The sequence below is a fragment of the Variovorax sp. PEI5 genome (assembly GCF_056679935.1).
The window spans coordinates 1,910,172-1,929,440 of sequence record NZ_CM155257.1 but is presented as its reverse complement, the minus strand read 5'-3'; the positions used below and the strand labels follow the sequence as shown (position 1 = coordinate 1,929,440).

The window sequence follows — 19,269 nt, the reverse complement described above, 5'->3', positions numbered from 1 at the left end:
ATTAACCAATAAGTTCTCCAATGGCGCGTTATCCGGGATTCGAAGATGTCCATGCTGTCCAATCTTGAATTGCTCAGACGCGTTCCCTTGTTCTCCGCGCTCACGCCGTCGCAGTCGGCGAGCATCGCAGATGCGATCGTCAAGAAGCGATTCAAGCGATCCGAAGTGATCGTCGAGCAGGGCAAGAAATCGGATGCCCTCTACATCATCCTCACGGGTCGAGCCCGTGTGATGAGTACGGACAATCGTGGACGCGAGGTCATCCTCGCGACCCTGAACCAGGGCGACTATCTCGGCGAGATGAGCCTGATCGACGACGAGCCGCATTCCGCCACGGTCCGCACCGAGATCCAGACCGACGTGCTGGTGCTGGCGCGCGAAGCCTTCGGCCGCTGCCTGCCGGAAAACGCATCGATGTCGTACAACATCATGCGAGGATTGGTGCAGCGCCTGCGTCAGGCGGATCGCAAGATCGAATCGCTGGCGCTCATGGACGTCTATGGTCGCGTCGCCCGCTCGCTGATCGAATTTGCGATCGACGATGGCCAGGGCAATCTCAAGATCCGCGACAAGATCTCGCGCCAGGATCTGGCCAAGATGGTGGGTGCGTCGCGCGAGATGGTCAGCCGTGTGATGAAGGACCTGGAGGAGCGTGGCTTCGTCCAGACCCAGGCCGATGGTTCCATGCTCGTCAAGGAGCGCCTCTCTTCCCTGACCTGAGGCTGCTGCAGGAGGGCCGGTCGACGCAACACCACCGTCCGTGCGGGGCCCTTTCCGTTGTAGGCTCGGTACGTTGACGGCCTGGGTCGCAGGCCATACCGCGTTTTCATGACTTACTCGCTGAACTCACTCCAGACTCCCAACGCTTCCACGCCACCCCCGGTCCGCCTGCGCGCGATGCGCTTCGCCCAGGAGATCACATTGATCGCCGGCTTCGTGGCTCTTCTCTTCTGGCTGATCTCGATGCTCAGCTTCACGCCTTCGGATGCGGCGTGGTCGACCTCGGGCACTGGAGGCGAAGTCAAGAATTGGGGCGGGCGCATCGGTGCCTGGATCGCCGATGGCAGCTATTTCCTGGCCGGCTATTCGATCTGGTGGTGCCTGATCGCGGGCGCGCGCGTCTGGCTCTCGTCGCTCGCGGCCTGGCTGCGTGGCGGTGAGGCAACACCGGCTGCGGTCGAGACGCCACCCTGGGGTCGCCTCGATCGAAGCCGTCTGGCGTTCTGGTTCGGTCTGCTGTTGTTGCTGGGTGCCAGTGCGATGCTCGAGTGGTCGCGACTCTATCGGCTCGAGTTCCGTCTTCCCGGTCACGGCGGCGGCGTGCTGGGATATTTCGTCGGTCCGCTGAGCGTGAAATGGATCGGCTTCACGGGTTCGGCGTTGATCGCCATTGCCGCTGGGGTCATCGGATCGGCCCTGGTGTTCCGTTTCTCGTGGGCGCAGGTGGCCGAGCGGGTCGGCTCGCGTGTGTTCTCGCTGTTCGAGTCGCGTCGCGAGAAGCGCGAGATCGCCGAGGATCTGGCGATGGGCCGCCGCGCCGTGCGCGAGCGCGAGGAGGGTGCCGAACTGTCATCCCCGACCCTGCGCGAAAGCGAACCGACGATGGACGATTTCGCGCCTTCGAGATCGGCGCCCAAGATGGCTGCCGAGGCGCCCGCACCCGTGGCGGCGCCCATGCCACGCGCCAGCACGAAGCGTGCGGCGGCTGCGCCGGTACCGATCCAACCAGCCGTGGCCGAGATTCCCAAGAGCGAGCGCGTGGTCAAGGAGAACCAGAAGCCCCTGTTCCGCGAGAACGGCGAGGGCAAGCTGCCGCGCGTGGACCTGCTCGATGCACCGCAACTGCGTCAGGAGACCGTATCGTCCGACACGCTGGAGATGACCTCCCGCATGATCGAGAAGAAGCTCAAGGATTTCGGCGTGGAAGTGCGGGTGGTGCTCGCCTCGCCCGGTCCGGTGATCACGCGCTACGAGATCGAGCCCGCCACCGGGGTCAAGGGTTCGCAGATCGTCGGACTGGCCAAGGATCTGGCGCGTTCGCTGTCCCTGGTGTCGATCCGGGTCGTCGAGACGATTCCCGGCAAGAACTACATGGCGCTCGAACTGCCCAACGCCAAGCGGCAGTCGATCCGTCTGAGCGAGATCCTCGGTTCGCAGATCTACAACGACGGCAAGTCCATGCTGACCATGGGCCTGGGCAAGGACATCGTGGGCAATCCGGTGGTGGCCGATCTCGCGAAGATGCCGCACGTGCTGGTGGCGGGCACCACGGGATCGGGCAAGTCGGTGGGCATCAACGCCATGATCCTGAGCCTGCTGTACAAGGCCGAGGCGCGTGACGTGCGGCTGCTCATGATCGATCCGAAGATGCTGGAGATGTCGGTCTACGAGGGCATTCCGCACCTGCTCGCGCCGGTGGTCACCGACATGCGGCAGGCCGCCCATGGCCTGAACTGGTGCGTGGCCGAGATGGAACGCCGCTACAAGCTCATGAGCAAGCTGGGCGTGCGTAATCTGGCGGGCTACAACACCAAGATCGACGAGGCCAAGGCCCGCGAGGAATTCATCTACAACCCCTTCAGCCTGACGCCGGACGATCCGGAACCGCTCAAGCGCGAGCCGCACATCGTGGTCGTCATCGACGAACTCGCCGACCTGATGATGGTGGTGGGCAAGAAGATCGAGGAGCTGATCGCCCGGCTGGCGCAGAAGGCGCGCGCGGCGGGCATCCACCTGATCCTCGCGACCCAGCGGCCCAGCGTGGACGTCATCACGGGCCTGATCAAGGCGAACATCCCGACCCGCATCGCCTTCCAGGTCTCGAGCAAGATCGACAGCCGCACCATCCTCGACCAGATGGGGGCGGAGGCATTGCTGGGCATGGGCGACATGCTCTACATGCCCAGCGGCACCGGCTTGCCGATCCGCGTGCACGGAGCCTTCGTCAGCGACGAGGAGGTGCATCGCGTGGTGGCTTACCTCAAGTCGCAGGGTGAGCCTGATTACATCGAAGGTGTGCTCGAAGGGGGAACCGTCGACGGTGATGGTGATCTATTGGGCGATGGTGGCGATGGCGAGAAGGATCCGATGTACGACCAGGCGGTCGAAGTCGTGCTCAAGAACCGCAAGGCGAGCATCTCGCTCGTGCAGCGTCACCTGAAGATCGGCTACAACCGCGCTGCGCGGCTGGTCGAGGACATGGAGAAGGCCGGGTTGGTCAGCGCCATGAGCGGTGCCGGCCAGCGCGAGATCCTGGTCCCCGCCCGTGCCGAATAGACCTTCGAGAAGACACACGAGAACATCGACCATGAAGAAGATCCTGACCGCACTGGCGATCGCCATGTCCGCCAGCGGCGCCTGGGCCGACGGGCTGCAGAGCCTGGAGGCGTTCGTGCGCGATGTGAAGTCGGGGCGTGCCGATTTCGTCCAGACCGTCACCGCGCCATCGCGGGAAGGCCAACCCGGCCGCGTCAAGACATCGAGCGGCACGTTCGAATTCCAGCGGCCCGGCAAATTCCGGTTCGACTACCGCAAGCCCTTCACCCAGACCATCGTCGCCGATGGCCAGACCCTCTGGCTGCATGATGCCGACCTGAACCAGGTGACCCAGCGTTCGCAGGCGCAGGCGCTGGGTTCCACGCCAGCCGCGCTGATCGCTGCCGCACCCGACCTTCGCATGCTGCAGGCGGACTTCAAGCTCGAAGCGGCACCCTCGCGCGACGGTCTGCAGTGGGTCAAGGCGACGCCGCTGGCACGCGACGGGCAACTGCAGAGCATCGAGGTCGGCTTCCAGGGCAATGTGCTCGCGGCGCTCGAGATCCTCGACAGCTTCGGCCAGCGCTCCGTGCTCAAGTTCGGCAAGGTCGAAACCAATCCGACCCTGGCGGCGGCCACTTTCGCATTCAAGGCACCCGCGGGTGCCGACGTGCTCAAGCAATAAGGCGTCATGCCGGCGTGACCTCGGTCACTCGGTCCACGTCCGTTCCGCCAGGGGCCGGGTCTATCCGGCCGGGCGAAGCCTTTCACGTACAGACACCGGGTCATCGGCCCGTGGATGAAAACCCATGGCTGATCTTTTCAATGTTTCTCCGACGGCACCGCTGGCCGAGGCCTTGCGCCCGGCGAGCCTGGACGAGGTCGTTGGTCAATCGCACCTGATCGGACCGGGTCGGCCCTTGCGTCTGGCGTTCGAGTCCGGCAAACCTCACTCCATGATCCTGTGGGGACCGCCCGGGGTCGGCAAGACGACTCTGGCGCGATTGACGGCGCAGGCCTTTGGCTATGAGTTCATCGCACTCTCGGCGGTCTTCTCGGGTGTGAAGGAGATCCGTGCCTCCATGGAGCAGGCCGAACACAACCTCGCACGCGGACGAAGGACCATCCTGTTCGTCGACGAGATCCACCGGTTCAACAAGAGCCAGCAGGACGGATTGCTGCCTTTCGTCGAATCCGGCCTCGTGACCTTCGTCGGCGCGACGACCGAGAATCCGTCCTTCGAAGTCAACTCGGCCTTGTTGTCGAGGGCTCAGGTGTATGTGCTCGAGACCTTGTCGGACGACGAACTGCGGCTGCTGGTCAAGCGGGCGCTGGACCAGGTGCTGACTCATCTGCAGATGGACGAGGTGGCCATCGATACCCTGGTCGGCTATGCGGACGGCGATGCGCGACGGCTGCTGAATCTGGTCGAGCAGACCGAGACCGCCGCGCGTGCCGCCGGCATCCAGCAGGTGGACGCCGACTTCCTGCAGAGTGCCTTGACGCTCAACGCCAGACGCTTCGACAAGGGCGGCGACAACTTCTACGACCAGATCTCGGCCCTGCACAAGTCGGTTCGTGGCTCCCATCCCGATGCCTCGCTCTACTGGCTGTGCCGCATGCTCGATGGCGGGGCCGACGCGAAGTACCTGTCCCGCCGCATCGTCCGCATGGCCTGGGAGGACATCGGGCTCGCGGATCCGCGTGCCCTGCAGATCGCCAACGATGCTGCCGCCACATTCGAGCGCCTGGGTTCACCCGAAGGCGAGCTCGCATTGGCGCAGGCGGTCCTCTATCTGGCGGTCGCTCCAAAGAGCAACGCTGGCTACATGGCCTACAACCAGGCCAAGGCCTTCATCAAGAAGGACAAGTCGCGGGAAGTGCCTAACCATCTGCGCAACGCTCCCACGAAGCTGATGAAGGAACTGGGGCATGGCAAGGCCTACCGCTATGCGCACGACGAACCACAAGCCTATGCCGCCGGGGAAAGCTATCTGCCCGATGGCATGCCCGAGCCTGGCTGGTACCGTCCCGTCCCCAGGGGTGTGGAAGCCAAGATCGCGGACAAGCTGGCACAGCTGCGCCGACTCGACGAAGAGGCGAGCAAGGACTGAGGGCAGCAGGGGGAGGGTCTCGCGACCGATTGCATGCCTTGCCTTTCCGACGAGCGACTTCCACTCGCCTTCCTGCCACAGGAGATGTGGAGCGATGGGTGGATGGTCAGCGCGTCAACCTGGTCGACCAGCGATGGCGGATCGGAGATCCAGGTTTCGACATCGTCCTGATTTTCCAGATGCTTCGAGGACGGCTCGGATGTTATCGAATGGCTCAATAAAAATTTGACATTAATGGAATGGTTTTATTGCCATGTATTAATGCAAACGATTTTTCAGAATATTGGAGGAATTCGAATCTGTTTCCTCGGCTTGTCGAATGCCATGTCTTTTCCAAAGGCGAACGAAGCCCAATGAAGGGAAGCTGAGTTATTCGCAGGATGCTGCTGATGTAGAGTCGGTGCCCGTCGGTCCTGTCGCGGTCGAGGCATCGACGGATCGAAAATCAAGCGGGCCGATCGAGCATCGAGGGAGCGAATAATGATTGAAAAAAGCGAGCGGGCGTGGGTGCTCGCATGGGGCATTCTGGCGGGTTTGGCGCTGTACCTGCTTCACCGGTGGATCGTCACGCTGACCCCTGAAACAATGAGGCCCCACGTCCTCTGGCCTCTGTACATCCTGGTCATTTCAATTTCCCTGACCATGCAGATGATGTCCTCTCATCGATCAGAACCACTGATGTGGATATCGAGCGTGTCTTTCGGCTTGATCATGGCTGCTGCTTCGAGCTATATCGCCTTTCAGACCTGGACCGGAAAAGCAGGCCCGGTGGAATATCGCCATCCAGCCAGTGCGCTCCATATCCTGAGTGTGGTTTCGACTTGCTGGTTCGTCCTGATGCCTTTCGCGCAGCATCGGTTGGCAAGAACAACGTGGTTCGGCGACTATGGCATCCTGTTTTCCAATGCGTGGGGAAATGCAGTCAAGCTCGCGACTTCGATACTGTTCGTCGTCTTGTTCTGGGGACTGTTGTTCCTGTGGGCAGGTCTCTTCGAAATCCTGAAGATCGATCTGATCACGCATGTCCTGTCGAAGCAGATATTCATCTACCCAGCGACATCCCTGGCCTTGAGCATCGGCCTTGCGCTGTATGCCGCCAAGGAGGAGGTGGTGGTGGGAATCTACCGCGCGGCCCTCAACGTCCTGGGATCGCTACTGCCGCTGGTCGCGCTGATCGCCACCTTGTTCCTTCTCAGTCTCCCGTTCACCGGAATCCAGGGACTTTGGAGAACCGGCATCGCGACCCCGCTGATGACCACACTGCTGGTGCGTTCGTCTTCTTCCTCAATACCGCATGGCAGGACTATCGACAAGGGATCAATCTTCCCGGCTGGCTGCTTCGTTTCGTTTCGCTGTGCATCTTCGTCATGCCCATCTACAGCATGCTGTGCGCTTATTCGCTCGGCCTGCGAGTGACCCAGTATGGATGGTCGCTAGGTCGTTTCTGGGGCGCGATGATCATCGTCGTACTGGCCATCTATTCCTTTGGCTACGCTGTCGCATCCATGAAAAGACGGGTGGTCTGGATGGACGACGCACGCAAGGTCAACATCTTCGCAGCCTTTGCGATCTGCGTCCTCCTGACATTGACGGCGACGCCTCTGTTGAATCCCACACGCATGGTGGTCGACAGTCAGATCGAGCGCCTGATGTCCGGCAAGACCGCACCGGACGACTTCGATTTCTCCTATCTTCGTTTCAAGTCCGGGAAATATGGCAACGACAGGCTTCACGAGTTGGCCGACGTTTCCGGGCATGCCCAGAACGATCGGATCCGTGCATTGGCCATGGCGCAGATCAAGAGGAAGGATGCGCCCGGCAGGATCTTCGATGTCGCCACCTTGAATGAAAGCGAGATGAGCCAGAAGATCGAGCTCTATCCCGAGACGGCGACCCTGGAGCCCCAATTCCTGCGCGCATTGCTCAAGCAGATCAATGACAGGAAGATGATGCCGAGGTGCTTCAGCAGCGATTTCCCATGCCAGGTCTGGCTCGTCGATCTGGATGGCGACCATGTCGATGAGATCGTCTTTTTCGACAGCTTCTCGAGTCAGGTGTTCGGGATCGAGGATGGAGCGTGGGTGAAACTGGGCTCCGTGGTGAGTTCCGGTCAAAGAGCCGCCGTCGGGCGGAATGTCGCCAGGGCGCTCCGTGCGGGTGACGCACGAGTCGTGCCGAATCGATGGCAGGATTTCCAATTGGGCCCCGATCGCTATTCGATCGTCGGTGAATGAGCGCGATGCATGTCCTGCGGACCACACTCCTTCTCGACGCTTTCATCTGAATTGCGGATGCGGCCGAAGACGAAGTCGTACAAAGCTGTCGACGCGGTTCGACGATGTTCGTCCTTTGGTTGACATCGCAACGATCGTTGTTGGCAATGCGAGAGGTTTCAAGGGGTAAACCCCTGGGCGAGATGCACCATGGTGGTTCGCCCGCATGCCTACAATCCCGCCCTTGAATCCGTCGAGCGACACATGCTGGCGGGTTTTTTGCTAAGTGGATCCCTGACGCCGATCCGGCGTTCAAGGCTCTCGAAAGCACCTTGGAACAGGTGCCAACACACTGGACAGAAATATGGAAATCCTGCTGCAGCAGATCATCAACGGTCTGGTGTTGGGCAGCATGTATGCCTTGATAGCCCTGGGCTATACGATGGTGTACGGCATCATCAACCTCATCAATTTCGCGCATGGCGAAGTGTTGATGGTCGGCGCTCTGACGAGCTGGACCATCATCGGCATGATGCGCGAATCGATGCCCTGGCTGCCGGGCTGGCTCATGCTGCTCATCGCCCTGGTCATCGCCTGCATCGTCGCAGCCAGCCTCAACTTCGTGATCGAGAAGGTCGCCTACCGGCCGTTGCGCAACAGTCCCAAGCTGGCGCCGCTCATCACCGCGATCGGCATGTCGATCCTGCTCCAGACCCTGGCCATGATCATCTGGCGGCCCACCAACAAGGCCTATCCGACGCTGTTGCCGAGCGCATCCATCGATGTGGCCGGCGCCTCCATCTCGCCGACGCAGATCATGATCCTGGTGGTGACGGCGATCTCGCTGGCCATCCTGACGTGGCTGGTCAACTACACCAAGCTCGGGCGCGCCATGCGGGCCACGGCGGAGAACCCACGCGTCGCGTCCCTGATGGGCATCCGCCCCGACATGGTGATCTCCGCGACATTCATCATCGGCGCGGTGCTGGCCGCCATCGCCGGCGTGATGTACGCCAGCAACTATGGCATCGCCCAGCACGCCATGGGTTTCGGCCCCGGCCTGAAGGCCTTCACCGCCGCGGTCTTCGGCGGCATCGGCAACCTCGCCGGCGCGGTCGTCGGCGGCATCCTGCTGGGACTCATCGAAGCCATCGGCGCCGGCTACCTCGGGACCGTCACGGGCGGTATCCTGGGCAGCCAGCACAGCGACATCTTCGCCTTCGTCATCCTCATCCTCACGCTGACCGTGCGACCTTCGGGCCTGCTGGGCGAACGCGTGGCCGACCGTGCCTGAAGGAGGGACGTCCGCATGAAATCCAACAACGTCAAGAACCTGGCCGTGTTCCTGGTGGCGGCGGTGCTGCTGCTGGCGCTGCCCCTGGTGCTGCAGACCCAGGGCAATGCCTGGGTCCGCATCGTCGACATCGCATTGCTCTATGTACTGCTCGCGCTGGGTCTGAACATCGTCGTCGGCTATGCCGGCCTGCTCGACCTGGGCTATGTGGCTTTCTTCGCCATCGGCGCCTATCTCTACGCCCTGATGGGCTCGCCGCACCTCGCCGAGACCTTTCCGGCGTTCAAGGCGATGTTCCCGAACGGCGTCCATACCTCGCTGCTGATCGTGCTGCCGCTGGCCTTCGTGCTCGCGGGCATATTGGGTGTGATGCTGGGCGCGCCGACGCTGCGCCTGCGCGGCGACTATCTGGCCATCGTGACGCTCGGTTTCGGCGAGATCATCCGCGTGTTCCTCAACACGCTCGATCACCCGATCAACATCACGAACGGTCCCAAGGGCCTCGATGCCATCGATTCGATCCGCATCTGGGGCCTGAACCTGGGCCGGCCGCTCAAGATCGGCGACTACACCATCTCCTCGGTCTCGCTCTACTACTACCTGTTCCTGGTGCTCGTGATCTTCACCGTGATCGTGTCGCACCGCCTGCAGCTCTCGCGCGTCGGCCGCGCCTGGATGGCGATCCGCGAGGACGAGATTGCCGCCAAGGCGATGGGCATCAACACGCGCAACATGAAGCTGCTGGCCTTCGGCATGGGAGCGAGCTTCGGTGGCATCTCGGGCGCGATGTTCGCGGCCTTCCAGGGCTTCGTCTCGCCCGAGTCGTTCAGCCTGATGGAGTCGGTGATGATCGTCGCCATGGTGGTGCTGGGCGGCATCGGCCACCTGCCAGGCGTGATCCTGGGGGCGGTGCTGCTGGCCGCGTTGCCCGAGGTATTGCGCTATGTCGCCGGCCCGCTGCAGGCGATGACCGACGGACGCCTCGACGCCTCCATCCTGCGGCAGCTCTTCATCGCACTGGCGATGATCGTCATCATGCTGCTGCGTCCACGCGGACTGTGGCCTTCGCCGGAACACGGCAGATCGCTCAGGCGAAGGCCGGGGGATGCCGCGCCGGGCACGCCGATCGAGGCTCCTGGCGTCGACAGTCCGGCCGACGAGGTGCCGGGTTCGCCGGCACGGCCGATGTCGATCAATCCGTGACGGCCACGCACACAGAGCCGGGAACCCCACAATGACTGACACCATTCTCGAGGTGCGTGGCATCTCCAAGCGCTTCGGCGGCCTGCAGGCCCTGTCCGAAGTGGGCATCACGATCCGCCGCGGCCAGGTCTACGGATTGATCGGCCCCAACGGCGCAGGCAAGACGACGTTCTTCAATGTCATCACCGGCCTCTACACGCCCGACAGCGGAAGCTTCGAGCTGGCTGGCAAACCCTATCAGCCGACGGCAGTGCACGAGGTCGCCAAGGCGGGCATCGCCCGCACTTTCCAGAACATCCGGCTCTTCGCGGACATGACCGCGCTGGAGAACGTGATGGTTGGACGTCACGTGCGCACGAATTCGGGCGTGATCGGCGCGATCCTGCGCACGTCCAGCTTCAAGGCCGAGGAGCGCGCCATCGCGGAGCGTGCCCACGAGCTGCTCGACTACGTGGGGATCGGCAAGTTCGCCGACTACAAGGCGCGCACGCTCAGCTATGGCGATCAGCGCCGGCTCGAGATCGCCCGCGCGTTGGCCACCGACCCCCAGCTCATCGCGCTCGACGAACCGGCTGCCGGCATGAACGCGACCGAGAAGGTGATGCTGCGCGAGCTCATCAGCCGTATCCGAGCCGACAACCGCACGATCCTGCTGATCGAGCACGACGTGAAGCTGGTGATGGGGCTGTGCGACCGGCTGACCGTGCTCGATTACGGCAAGCAGATCGCCGAAGGAACACCCGCCGAGGTGCAGCGCAACGAAAAGGTGATCGAGGCCTACCTCGGCACGGGAGGCCACTGAGCATGAGCGAGATTCTTCTGAAGGTCACCGGGCTGAAGGTGGCATATGGTGGCATCCAGGCCGTCAAGGGCGTCGACTTCGAGGTACGCGAGGGTGAACTGGTGTCGCTCATCGGCTCCAACGGCGCCGGCAAGACGACCACCATGAAGGCCATCACCGGCACGCTGCCCTATGTCGAGGGCGACATCCTGTACCTGGGCCGCAGCATCAAGGGGCGCGGCGCCTGGGATCTGGTGGGTGAGGGCCTGGTCATGGTGCCCGAGGGCCGTGGCGTCTTCACGCGCATGACGATCACGGAAAACCTGCAGATCGGTGCCTACGTGCGCAACGACAAGGCGGGCATCGCGGCCGACATCGAGCGCATGTTCGAGATCTTCCCCCGCCTGCGGGAGCGCAAGGACCAGCTGGCCGGCACGATGTCCGGCGGCGAGCAGCAGATGCTCGCCATGGGCCGCGCGCTGATGGCGCGCCCGAAGGTCCTGCTGCTCGACGAGCCTTCGATGGGCCTGTCGCCCATCATGGTCGACAAGATCTTCGAGGTCGTGCAGACCGTGCATGGCCAGGGTGTGACGGTGCTGCTGGTCGAGCAGAACGCCAGCCGTGCCTTGCAGATCGCCGATCGCGGCTACGTGATGGAGTCGGGAATGGTCACGATGTCCGGTGACGCCCGCACCATGCTCGACGATCCCAAGGTCCGCGCCGCCTACCTCGGGGAGTGATGGATCCCGGCCCGGCGCGAAGTCGGGCCACGCCGGCCGGGATGGGTTGGAATCAGTCGACCCGGGCGCCGGTCGTCCTCACCACTTCGCGGTATTTGGCGAGTTCGGTCTTCATGAAGGCACCGAACTGCTCGGGCGTGTTGGGAGCCGGCTCGGCCAGCAGACCGGCGAAACGGCTGCGTGCCTCAGGCGTGTTCAGGGCCGTCACGAATGCCTGATTCAGGCGGGCGATGGTGTCCGGCGGCGTGCCCGCCGGCGCCACCAGGCCCCACCAGGTGTCGATGGAGAATCCCTTGAGCGTGTCGGCGATGGGCGCCACGCCCGGCAGAGCGTCGCTGCGCTGCAGGGTCGTCACGGCGATGGCGCGCAGCTTGCCGGAACGGATGTTCGGCGCCGCGGTGGCCAGATTGTCGAAGTTGAAGTCCACCTGACCCGAGAGCAGCGCCAGCTGCGCCGGATTGCCGCCGTTGTAGGGGATGTGCAGGGCGAAGATGCCCGCTTCCTTCTTGAACATCTCGCCAGCCAGGTGTCCGGCGCTGCCGTTGCCACCACTGCCGTAGTTGAGCTTGCCGGGATTGGCCTTGGCATAGGCGATCAGCTGCGCCAGCGTGCCGATCTTCAGGCGCTGGGCGACCTCGGCGTTCATCACCAGGACGTTGGGCACTCGCACCATCTGCGTGATGGGGGCGAAATCGGTCGCGGCGTTGAAGGGCATCTTGGCGTAGAGCCACGGATTCACGGCGTGGGTCGCCGTGGCCGCGATGCCGAACGTGAGACCGTCGGGCGCCGCCTTGGCGATCGCATCGACGCCGATGTTGCCACCGGCACCGGGCTTGTTCTCGATGATGACAGTGCCCAGCGAATCCTTGACGCGCTCCGCCAGGATGCGCGCCGTGACGTCGATCGGACCACCGGGCGCATAGGGAACGATCAGGCGCAGGGGATGCGTGCCGGGCTGCGCATGGAGCGCCGTGGTCGACAGCGACAGGGCGCCGAGTCCCAGGGTGGCGAGAAAGGTACGTTTTTGCATGGTGCGGGGCATCAGGGGAGGGCCTTGTCGGCTTCGGTCGTGAAGGCGTCGGCGAAGAATTCCTCTTCCGGCAGGCCAGCTTCCGCGATGTAGTCGCGCTTGGCTGATTCGACGACGATCGGTGCGCCACAGGCATAGACCTGATGGCCGGAGAGATCGGCGAAGTCCTCCAGCACGGCGCGATGGACGAAGCCGGTCCGGCCGGTCCAGTTGTCCTGCGGCGTGGCATTGGAGACCACCGGCACGTAGCGCAGGTTGGGCATCTCGGCGAGCTGCTCCTGCAGCCAGTCGTCCATGTAGAGATCCTCCGGCCGGCGGCCACCCCAATAGAGCGTCGCGGGGCGGTCGATGCGCTTGAACCTCATGTGTTCCAGCAAGGCCTTGATCGGCGCGAAGCCGGTTCCCGAGGCCAGGAGCACGATCGGCTTGGAGGATTCCTCGCGCAGGAAGAAGCTGCCGTAGGGGCCCTCGATGCGCAGGATCTCCTTTTCCTTCATGGCGCCGAACACGTGGTCGGTGAAGCGGCCACCGGGCATGTGGCGGACGTGGAGTTCGATGCCGGTGCCCGGTTCGAGCAGGGTATGAGGTGCGTTCGCCATCGAGTAGCTGCGCCGGGCACCATCGCGCAGGATGAATTCCACGTACTGTCCGGCATGGAAGCGCATCGGCTCGCCGGCGGGCAGTTGCAGGCGCAGCTGCATGACATCGTGCGACTTGCGCAGCAGTGTCAGCACGCGGGCGGGCATCTTGCGGATCGGAAAGGCGCCGATGTCGGTCACCTGGCGCGATTCGAGCATCACGTCGCTTCGCGCGGTGGCGCAGCAGGTGAGCACGAAGCCGGCGACCTCCTCCTCGGCGCTGAGCGCCTTGCTCTGGTGCGGGCCATGCGTGACCTCGCCGGAGAGTTTTTTGCACTTGCAGGAGCCGCAGGCACCGTCCTTGCAGCCATAGGGCAGTCCGATGCCCTGGCGGATGGCCGCCGATAGGATGGTTTCGTCGCCTTGCGCCACGAAGCCGCGCCCGCTGGGTTCGACGGTGATCTGGAAACCGGTTTCGGGCGGCGCTGCGCTGGTCATGGGTATTCTCGGGGGCTCGTTCTCGACAGGAATCACGGATTTTGCCCTCAATCGCCCGACCCTCCGGCGCGCTGCCCGCGCGCTTTCGTCGCCAGCGCGTCCTGATCGTCGGGTGCGGCGATGTCGGCCTGCGTGCCGTCGCGCTGCTGCGCGGGCGCGTCCGGCTGATCGCACTGACGTCCTCCCCCGAGCGCGTGCCCGAGCTGCGAGCCGCCGGGACAGTGCCGCTGATCGCCGATCTGGATGTGCCCGCCAGCCTGCACCGGCTCGCGGGCATCGCCACCCGCGTGATCCATCTCGCGCCACCGCCGGGTGGCGACGCCGGCGGACGCTGGTGGCGCGACATGCGCACCGGCGCATTGGTTCGCGCGTTCATGCGGCGCTCGTTGCCGACGGCGCTGGTCTACGGTTCGACCAGCGGCGTCTATGGCGATTGCGGCGGCGCGCGCATCGACGAGACCCGCGCCGTGCGACCGCGCAATCCGCGCGCGCACCGGCGCGTCGACGCCGAGCGCGCGGTGCGCTGGTTCGGGCGCACCACCGGGGTCGCGGTTCGCATCCTGCGGATTCCCGGCATCTATGCGAGCGATCGAGACGGTGGTACGCCTCGCGCCCGTCTGGACAAGGGCACGCCGGTGCTGCGTGCCGAGGACGACGTCTACACCAACCACATCCAGGCCGACGACCTGGCGCGGGCCTGCGTGGCGGCCCTGTGGCGCGGCGGTCCCCAGCGCGTGTTCCACGCGAGCGACGACACCGAAATGAAGATGGGCGACTACATGGATTTCGCCGCCGACCTCTACGGCCTGTCGCGTCCGCCTCGCATCGCACGGGACGAGGCATCGGCGCGCCTGCCCGCCACGACATTGAGCTTCATGGGCGAATCGAGACGGCTGGACAACACCCGCCTCAAGCGAGAGCTGAGATTGCGGCTGCGCCATCCGACGATTGCGAGCGGATTGCAATCTTTCTCCTGACCGGACGCGGATAATCCGCCGTCGCAATCCTTCAGGTCGAGGCTCGGTCGTCGCTGTCGCGACCTGTCGCCCCTTCGCCTCCATTCCATGCCCACGACGCAGCTCTCCATCTACTTCTTCCTGCAGGCCGCCGTCGTCCTCGGCGCGTGCCAGCTGGTCGGTCGACTGGCAAGGAAGGTGGGTCAGCCGCAGGTCGTGGGCGAGATGATCGCCGGCGTCCTGCTCGGCCCGTCGCTGTTGGGTCTGCTGCTGCCTGGCCTGCAGCACGCCTTGTTTCCCAAGGAAACCCTGGGGATGCTGTACGTCGCCGGACAACTCGGTGTGGGGTTGTACATGTTCCTGGTCGGCACCGAATTCCGCAGCGACCATTTCAGGAGCCGGTTCCGCAGCGCCGCCACGGTGTCCATGGCCGGAATCCTGGCGCCGTTCGTGCTGGCCTTCGCGCTGGTGCCCTGGCTGCAGACGGTACCGGGTCTGTTCGCTGCCAAGACCCGTCCGCTGGAGGCGTCGTTGTTCCTGGGCGCGGCGATCGCGATCACGGCCTTTCCGATGCTCGCTCGCATCATCCAGGAGCGTGGCCTCGCCGGCACGCCGCTGGGCACGCTGGCGCTCACGGCCGGTGCCGTCGACGACGCCGCCGCCTGGTGCATCCTGGCCATCGTGCTGGCGAGTTTCAACGGCAGCTGGGGTGGCGCCTACGTGGCGATCGGTGGAGGCATCGCCTACGCCCTGTTCATGATCTTCATCGGCTCGCGCCTGTTGCGACGACTGACCCGGTACGTGCGACCCGATGTCCCGCTCGGCTCGACCCTGCTGGCCACGGTGCTGGCGCTGTTCGCGCTGAGTGCGTTCGCCATGGACGCCATCGGCATCCATGCGGTGTTCGGCGGCTTCCTGCTGGGCGCGGTGATGCCGCGCGGCGCGCTGACGCACAAGCTGCGCGAGCAGCTCCGCCCCTTCGTGGTGGTCTTCCTGCTGCCGATGTTCTTCACCTATTCGGGCCTCAACACGCACCTGGCCGTGCTGCTGGATCCCGGCATCCTGTGGGCCGCGCTGGCCATCGTCGCGGCATCGGTGGGTGGCAAGGGCATCGCCTGCTGGGCGGCGGCGCGCCTGTCGGGCGAGAGTCGACGCGACGCGCTGGCCATCGGCGCGCTGATGAATGCGCGCGGTCTGATGGAACTCATCATCATCAACATCGGCCTGCAGGCCGGCGTGATCGAACAAGGTCTGTTCTCGATCCTGGTGCTCATGGCGATCCTGACGACGTTGATGGCCACGCCGCTCTTCACCTGGGTCACCCGCGAGCGTCCGGCTCGCGTCTTGCAAGCCGCAGTCCGATGATTCCGCAACAAAGCCTCATGTCACCCGTCACCGATTTCGAAGCCATGTTCGACCTGGCGCCCGTCTCCCTCTGGCTGGAGGACTACAGCGGTCTGAAGCAACTCTTCGACCGCTGGCGGGCCGAGGGCATCGTCGATCTGGTGGATTTCCTCCGGGCCGATGGCGCGCGCGTCAAGGAATGCATGTCTCAACTGCGCGTGCTGCGCGTCAACGAGACCACGTTGACGCTCTTCGCCGCATCGAGCCAGGACGAGCTGGTCGCCAATCTCGATCGCATCTTCCGCGGCGACATGGTCGACAGCGTGATCCACGAGTTGGATCAGTTCTGGCGTGGATGCCCGCTGGTGGAGAACCGCACCGTCAACTATGCGCTCGATGGTCGGCGGCTGGATGTGCAGCTGCGGGTGCGCATCCTTCCCGGTCACGAGGACAGCTGGGATCGCGCGCTGGTCTCGCTCGACGACATCACCCGCCAGGCACAGGCGGAGCGGCAGCGCGAGGAGGGGGCCCGGTACGCGCGCGGTCTGTTCGAGCACTCGCCCGTCTCTCTGTGGGTGGAGGATTTCAGCGCCGTCAAGCGCCTGCTCGACGCGCTGCGCGAACGCGACATCAGCGACTTCAACACTTTCCTCAAGGTCCATCCCGAGTTCGTCATGCGCTGCATGCAGGAGATCCGCGTGATCGACGTGAACCGGGAAACGCTGCGCATGTTCGCGGCACCCGACAAGAAAACCCTGCTGGAGAACATCTCACGCATCTTCCGCGACGAGATGCGCGAATCGTTCGCCGAGCAGCTGCAGGACCTCTGGGCGGGCAAGACCCAGCAGCATCGCGAGGTCTGCAACTATTCGCTCACCGGCGAGCCGGTGCACATCCACATGCAGTTCTCGGTGCTGGACGACCATCTGGACGACTGGAGCATGGTGCTGGTCTCGCTCATGGACATCACAGCCCGCAAGAAGGCGGAGGCCTATCTCGAATATCTCGGCAAGCACGATGTGCTCACGCAACTGCGCAACCGCACCTTCTATACGGAGGAGCTCAATCGCCTGCAGCGCAAGGGACCGTGGCCGGTCTCGGTGATGTCGATCGATCTCAATGGTCTGAAGCAGATCAACGACGAGGAAGGTCATGCCGCGGGCGACGCGCTGCTGCGGCGCGCGGGCGAGGTGCTCTCGAAAGCGGTGGATGGTCCGGCCTGGCCGGCGCGCATCGGTGGCGACGAGTTCGTCGTCCTGCTGCCGGCGACCGACGAGCGCGGTGTCCAGGCCATGCACGAGCGCCTGATGTCGCTGCTCGAACTCAACAATCAGTTCTACGCCGGGCGCAGTGGCCACACCCTGAGTTTCGCCATCGGCACCGCGACCTGCACGAGCGGCGAGATGATCGACACTGCGCTCATGCGCGCGGACAAGTCGATGTACCAGGACAAGGTCAAGCATTACGTGGCGCAAGGCGCCACGCGCCGGCCGCCGGCGGCGAGCTCGTCATGACGCTGCGCGCGCCTTTCGGCCATCTCAAGACCTGCGACGGCCAGATCCTGTGGGCCGACGAGGATGCCCATAATCTGCTTGGCTATGCCATCGGCGCCCTGGTCGAGATGCCGCTCGCCGACATCTGCGCCGTGGCGTCGGAGGACGGCAGGACGCCGTCGACGGATGACATCCCGGTGCCGGCCCTGGGTGCGACCGAACGCTCGCGCGTGGCGTTGTGCACGCGCAATGGACATGCCGTGCTGGTCGACATGCGCGCCGAGCGCATGGACGACCGCTGCATCCTGTGGACGCTCATTCCCGCAGCCACCGGACTGCGCGCCGAGCGCCTGGGTCTGCTGGAGCGACGCGATGCCCTGACGCGCTTGGCCAACCGGGTGCCGTCGCTCGACGACATGCCGGTGCGTGCCCACGCCGAGGACGCCGAGCGTCTCCTGGCGGTGTGCTACCTGGACATCGATCGGCTTCGCGACATCAATGGGGAGTTCGGTCCCATCGGCGGCGATACCGTCCTGCGGGAAGTGGCACGTCGCATCCGGAGCGCATTGCCGCACGACGCGGCCGTCGCGCGCGTCGGTGGCGATGAGTTCGCGCTGGTGATCTCGGTGGCGAGCCAGCCGCAGTGCGAAATGCTGCTGAGCCAGTTGCTGGCCCGGATCGGGCATCCGATCCGCCTGCAGGATCGCCTGGCTCGCATCCGCGCGAGCATCGGAGTCGCCCTCATGACCCATGGTGAGCAACCCACGGAAGTGATGCTGCAGCACGCCCAGCAATCCGTCTTCTTCGCCAAGCGCGCGGGCAGCAGCCAGATCCATTTCTTCGATGCCGGGCAGGCCCTGGAGGAGCAACAGGGCCTGGAGGCGCGCCAACGCATCGCCGAAGGCCTGGTGCGGGATGAATTCCGCCTCGCCTATCAACCCAAGGTCGACATGCAGTGTGGCCGGGTGATCGGCTTCGAGGCATTGATCCGATGGCAGCATCCCGAGCGTGGTCTGTTGCAGCCCGGGTCCTTCATCCCGCTGATCGAGGACCACGAACTGGTGGAGCGCCTGGGCGATTGGGCCATCGGCGAGGCGCTGCGGCAGCTGACGCTGTGGCAGGCGGGAGGCGTCGCGACCGCGATCAGCGTCAACATCAGTCCGCGCCACATGCAACGGCCCGACTTCCTCGAGCGTCTTGGCGCCCATCTGGAACGATTCCCACAGTTGCCCCGGAGTGTGTTGGAACTGGAGATCCTGGAGACATCCGCCATCAAGGACTTCGCCGCTGCGGCGCAATTCATCGAAGCCTGCACGGCGCTGGGTGTTTCCGTGGCGATGGACGATTTCGGTACCGGTTATTCGTCGCTGACCTGTCTGCGGCAATTGCCGGTGGCCACGCTCAAGCTCGACCAGTCCTTCGTGCGCGGCGTGATCGACAACCTCCAGGATCGAGCCATCCTCAAAGGCATCATGCTGTTGGCTGAAGGACTGGGACGCAAGGCCATCGCCGAAGGCGTCGAATCGGTCGCCCATGGTCAGGCGCTGATGGCATTGGGCTGTACGCTGGGCCAGGGCTATGGCATCGCCCGGCCCATGTCGCCTGGGGATGTTCCGAAATGGAAGGTGGATTTCGAGCAAAGACCGCTTTGGCACCGCGCACCTGATTGCGCTTAGCCGAGGACCGGGAAGCCATTGGCGGTGGGGATTCCAATGCGGAAAGCACAGCAATTCGGAATGGTCGGCCTGCCCAGTCGCCACGCTCGTGCAA

16 protein-coding genes are annotated in these 19,269 nt (G+C 64.2%); 14 read left to right on the top strand and 2 right to left on the bottom strand.

Annotated elements, in window-relative coordinates; all coding sequences use genetic code 11:
* The first annotated feature begins 45 nt into the window (after window positions 1-45).
* The 10 genes from AC1MLT_RS08890 (at window position 46) to AC1MLT_RS08845 (ending at window position 11,600) form a co-directional block, all read left to right on the top strand.
* Window positions 46-720 carry a Crp/Fnr family transcriptional regulator gene (locus AC1MLT_RS08890; RefSeq protein WP_296306078.1) on the top strand — a complete coding sequence of 225 codons (675 nt, stop codon included), beginning with the start codon at window positions 46-48 and terminating at the stop codon, window positions 718-720.
* A gap of 108 nt (window positions 721-828) precedes the next feature.
* Window positions 829-3,276, top strand: a complete 2,448-nt coding sequence (locus AC1MLT_RS08885) for a DNA translocase FtsK (RefSeq protein WP_296306079.1) — start codon at window positions 829-831, stop codon at window positions 3,274-3,276.
* 31 nt (window positions 3,277-3,307) lie between these two features.
* Entirely contained in the window at window positions 3,308-3,940 is a 633-nt protein-coding gene (gene lolA / locus AC1MLT_RS08880) for an outer membrane lipoprotein periplasmic chaperone LolA (protein ID WP_296306080.1), read from the top strand.
* A gap of 124 nt (window positions 3,941-4,064) precedes the next feature.
* A complete protein-coding gene (locus AC1MLT_RS08875) occupies window positions 4,065-5,369 on the top strand; it encodes a replication-associated recombination protein A (RefSeq protein WP_296306081.1) in 1,305 nt (434 codons plus the stop codon).
* 480 nt (window positions 5,370-5,849) lie between these two features.
* Window positions 5,850-6,785, top strand: coding sequence for a hypothetical protein (locus tag AC1MLT_RS08870; protein WP_481031934.1), 936 nt, complete (start codon window positions 5,850-5,852; stop codon window positions 6,783-6,785).
* Window positions 6,737-7,603, top strand: coding sequence for a DUF4153 domain-containing protein (locus tag AC1MLT_RS08865; RefSeq protein ID WP_481031933.1), 867 nt, complete (start codon window positions 6,737-6,739; stop codon window positions 7,601-7,603). Before AC1MLT_RS08870 ends, AC1MLT_RS08865 begins: the two co-directional genes overlap by 49 nt.
* Window positions 7,604-7,946: 343 nt before the next feature.
* Entirely contained in the window at window positions 7,947-8,876 is a 930-nt protein-coding gene (locus AC1MLT_RS08860; RefSeq protein ID WP_296306083.1) for a branched-chain amino acid ABC transporter permease, read from the top strand.
* Between the two features lie 15 nt (window positions 8,877-8,891).
* The gene (locus AC1MLT_RS08855; protein ID WP_296306084.1) at window positions 8,892-10,079 is read left to right on the top strand and encodes a branched-chain amino acid ABC transporter permease; all 1,188 of its coding nucleotides are present in this window, start codon (window positions 8,892-8,894) and stop codon (window positions 10,077-10,079) included.
* 31 nt (window positions 10,080-10,110) lie between these two features.
* A complete protein-coding gene (locus tag AC1MLT_RS08850) occupies window positions 10,111-10,881 on the top strand; it encodes an ABC transporter ATP-binding protein (RefSeq protein WP_296306085.1) in 771 nt (256 codons plus the stop codon).
* A gap of 2 nt (window positions 10,882-10,883) precedes the next feature.
* Entirely contained in the window at window positions 10,884-11,600 is a 717-nt protein-coding gene (locus AC1MLT_RS08845) for an ABC transporter ATP-binding protein (protein WP_296306086.1), read from the top strand.
* Between the two features lie 52 nt (window positions 11,601-11,652).
* Here the strand turns inward: AC1MLT_RS08845 and AC1MLT_RS08840 are convergent, their stop codons facing one another.
* Both AC1MLT_RS08840 and AC1MLT_RS08835 read right to left on the bottom strand, forming a co-directional pair.
* Window positions 11,653-12,630, bottom strand: a complete 978-nt coding sequence (locus tag AC1MLT_RS08840; protein ID WP_296306087.1) for a Bug family tripartite tricarboxylate transporter substrate binding protein — start codon at window positions 12,628-12,630, stop codon at window positions 11,653-11,655.
* Between the two features lie 11 nt (window positions 12,631-12,641).
* A complete protein-coding gene (locus AC1MLT_RS08835; RefSeq protein ID WP_296306088.1) occupies window positions 12,642-13,706 on the bottom strand; it encodes a CDP-6-deoxy-delta-3,4-glucoseen reductase in 1,065 nt (354 codons plus the stop codon).
* Between the two features lie 41 nt (window positions 13,707-13,747).
* Between AC1MLT_RS08835 and AC1MLT_RS08830 the strand changes: the two genes are divergently transcribed.
* From AC1MLT_RS08830 to AC1MLT_RS08815, 4 genes are all read left to right on the top strand, one after another.
* Entirely contained in the window at window positions 13,748-14,683 is a 936-nt protein-coding gene (locus AC1MLT_RS08830) for an NAD-dependent epimerase/dehydratase family protein (protein WP_296306089.1), read from the top strand.
* A gap of 87 nt (window positions 14,684-14,770) precedes the next feature.
* Entirely contained in the window at window positions 14,771-16,027 is a 1,257-nt protein-coding gene (locus tag AC1MLT_RS08825) for a cation:proton antiporter (RefSeq protein ID WP_296306090.1), read from the top strand.
* 17 nt (window positions 16,028-16,044) lie between these two features.
* The gene (locus tag AC1MLT_RS08820) at window positions 16,045-17,520 is read left to right on the top strand and encodes a sensor domain-containing diguanylate cyclase (protein WP_481031932.1); all 1,476 of its coding nucleotides are present in this window, start codon (window positions 16,045-16,047) and stop codon (window positions 17,518-17,520) included.
* Window positions 17,517-19,175 (top strand): putative bifunctional diguanylate cyclase/phosphodiesterase, encoded by a 1,659-nt coding sequence (locus AC1MLT_RS08815; RefSeq protein ID WP_481031931.1) that lies wholly within the window; start codon window positions 17,517-17,519, stop codon window positions 19,173-19,175. The genes AC1MLT_RS08820 and AC1MLT_RS08815 overlap by 4 nt, the downstream gene beginning before the upstream one ends.
* Window positions 19,176-19,269 lie beyond the last annotated feature (94 nt).

Bases quoted from the DNA above. Each gene is read 5' to 3' on its own strand.
- AC1MLT_RS08890 (WP_296306078.1), top strand. From the start codon at position 46: ATGTCCATGCTGTCCAATCTTGAATTGCTCAGACGCGTTCCCTTGTTC.
- AC1MLT_RS08885 (WP_296306079.1), top strand. From the start codon at position 829: ATGACTTACTCGCTGAACTCACTCCAGACTCCCAACGCTTCCACGCCA.
- lolA (WP_296306080.1), top strand. From the start codon at position 3,308: ATGAAGAAGATCCTGACCGCACTGGCGATCGCCATGTCCGCCAGCGGC.
- AC1MLT_RS08875 (WP_296306081.1), top strand. From the start codon at position 4,065: ATGGCTGATCTTTTCAATGTTTCTCCGACGGCACCGCTGGCCGAGGCC.
- AC1MLT_RS08870 (WP_481031934.1), top strand. From the start codon at position 5,850: ATGATTGAAAAAAGCGAGCGGGCGTGGGTGCTCGCATGGGGCATTCTG.
- AC1MLT_RS08865 (WP_481031933.1), top strand. From the start codon at position 6,737: ATGCCCATCTACAGCATGCTGTGCGCTTATTCGCTCGGCCTGCGAGTG.
- AC1MLT_RS08860 (WP_296306083.1), top strand. From the start codon at position 7,947: ATGGAAATCCTGCTGCAGCAGATCATCAACGGTCTGGTGTTGGGCAGC.
- AC1MLT_RS08855 (WP_296306084.1), top strand. From the start codon at position 8,892: ATGAAATCCAACAACGTCAAGAACCTGGCCGTGTTCCTGGTGGCGGCG.
- AC1MLT_RS08850 (WP_296306085.1), top strand. From the start codon at position 10,111: ATGACTGACACCATTCTCGAGGTGCGTGGCATCTCCAAGCGCTTCGGC.
- AC1MLT_RS08845 (WP_296306086.1), top strand. From the start codon at position 10,884: ATGAGCGAGATTCTTCTGAAGGTCACCGGGCTGAAGGTGGCATATGGT.
- AC1MLT_RS08840 (WP_296306087.1), bottom strand. From the start codon at position 12,630: ATGCAAAAACGTACCTTTCTCGCCACCCTGGGACTCGGCGCCCTGTCG.
- AC1MLT_RS08835 (WP_296306088.1), bottom strand. From the start codon at position 13,706: ATGACCAGCGCAGCGCCGCCCGAAACCGGTTTCCAGATCACCGTCGAA.
- AC1MLT_RS08825 (WP_296306090.1), top strand. From the start codon at position 14,771: ATGCCCACGACGCAGCTCTCCATCTACTTCTTCCTGCAGGCCGCCGTC.
- AC1MLT_RS08820 (WP_481031932.1), top strand. From the start codon at position 16,045: ATGTCACCCGTCACCGATTTCGAAGCCATGTTCGACCTGGCGCCCGTC.
- AC1MLT_RS08815 (WP_481031931.1), top strand. From the start codon at position 17,517: ATGACGCTGCGCGCGCCTTTCGGCCATCTCAAGACCTGCGACGGCCAG.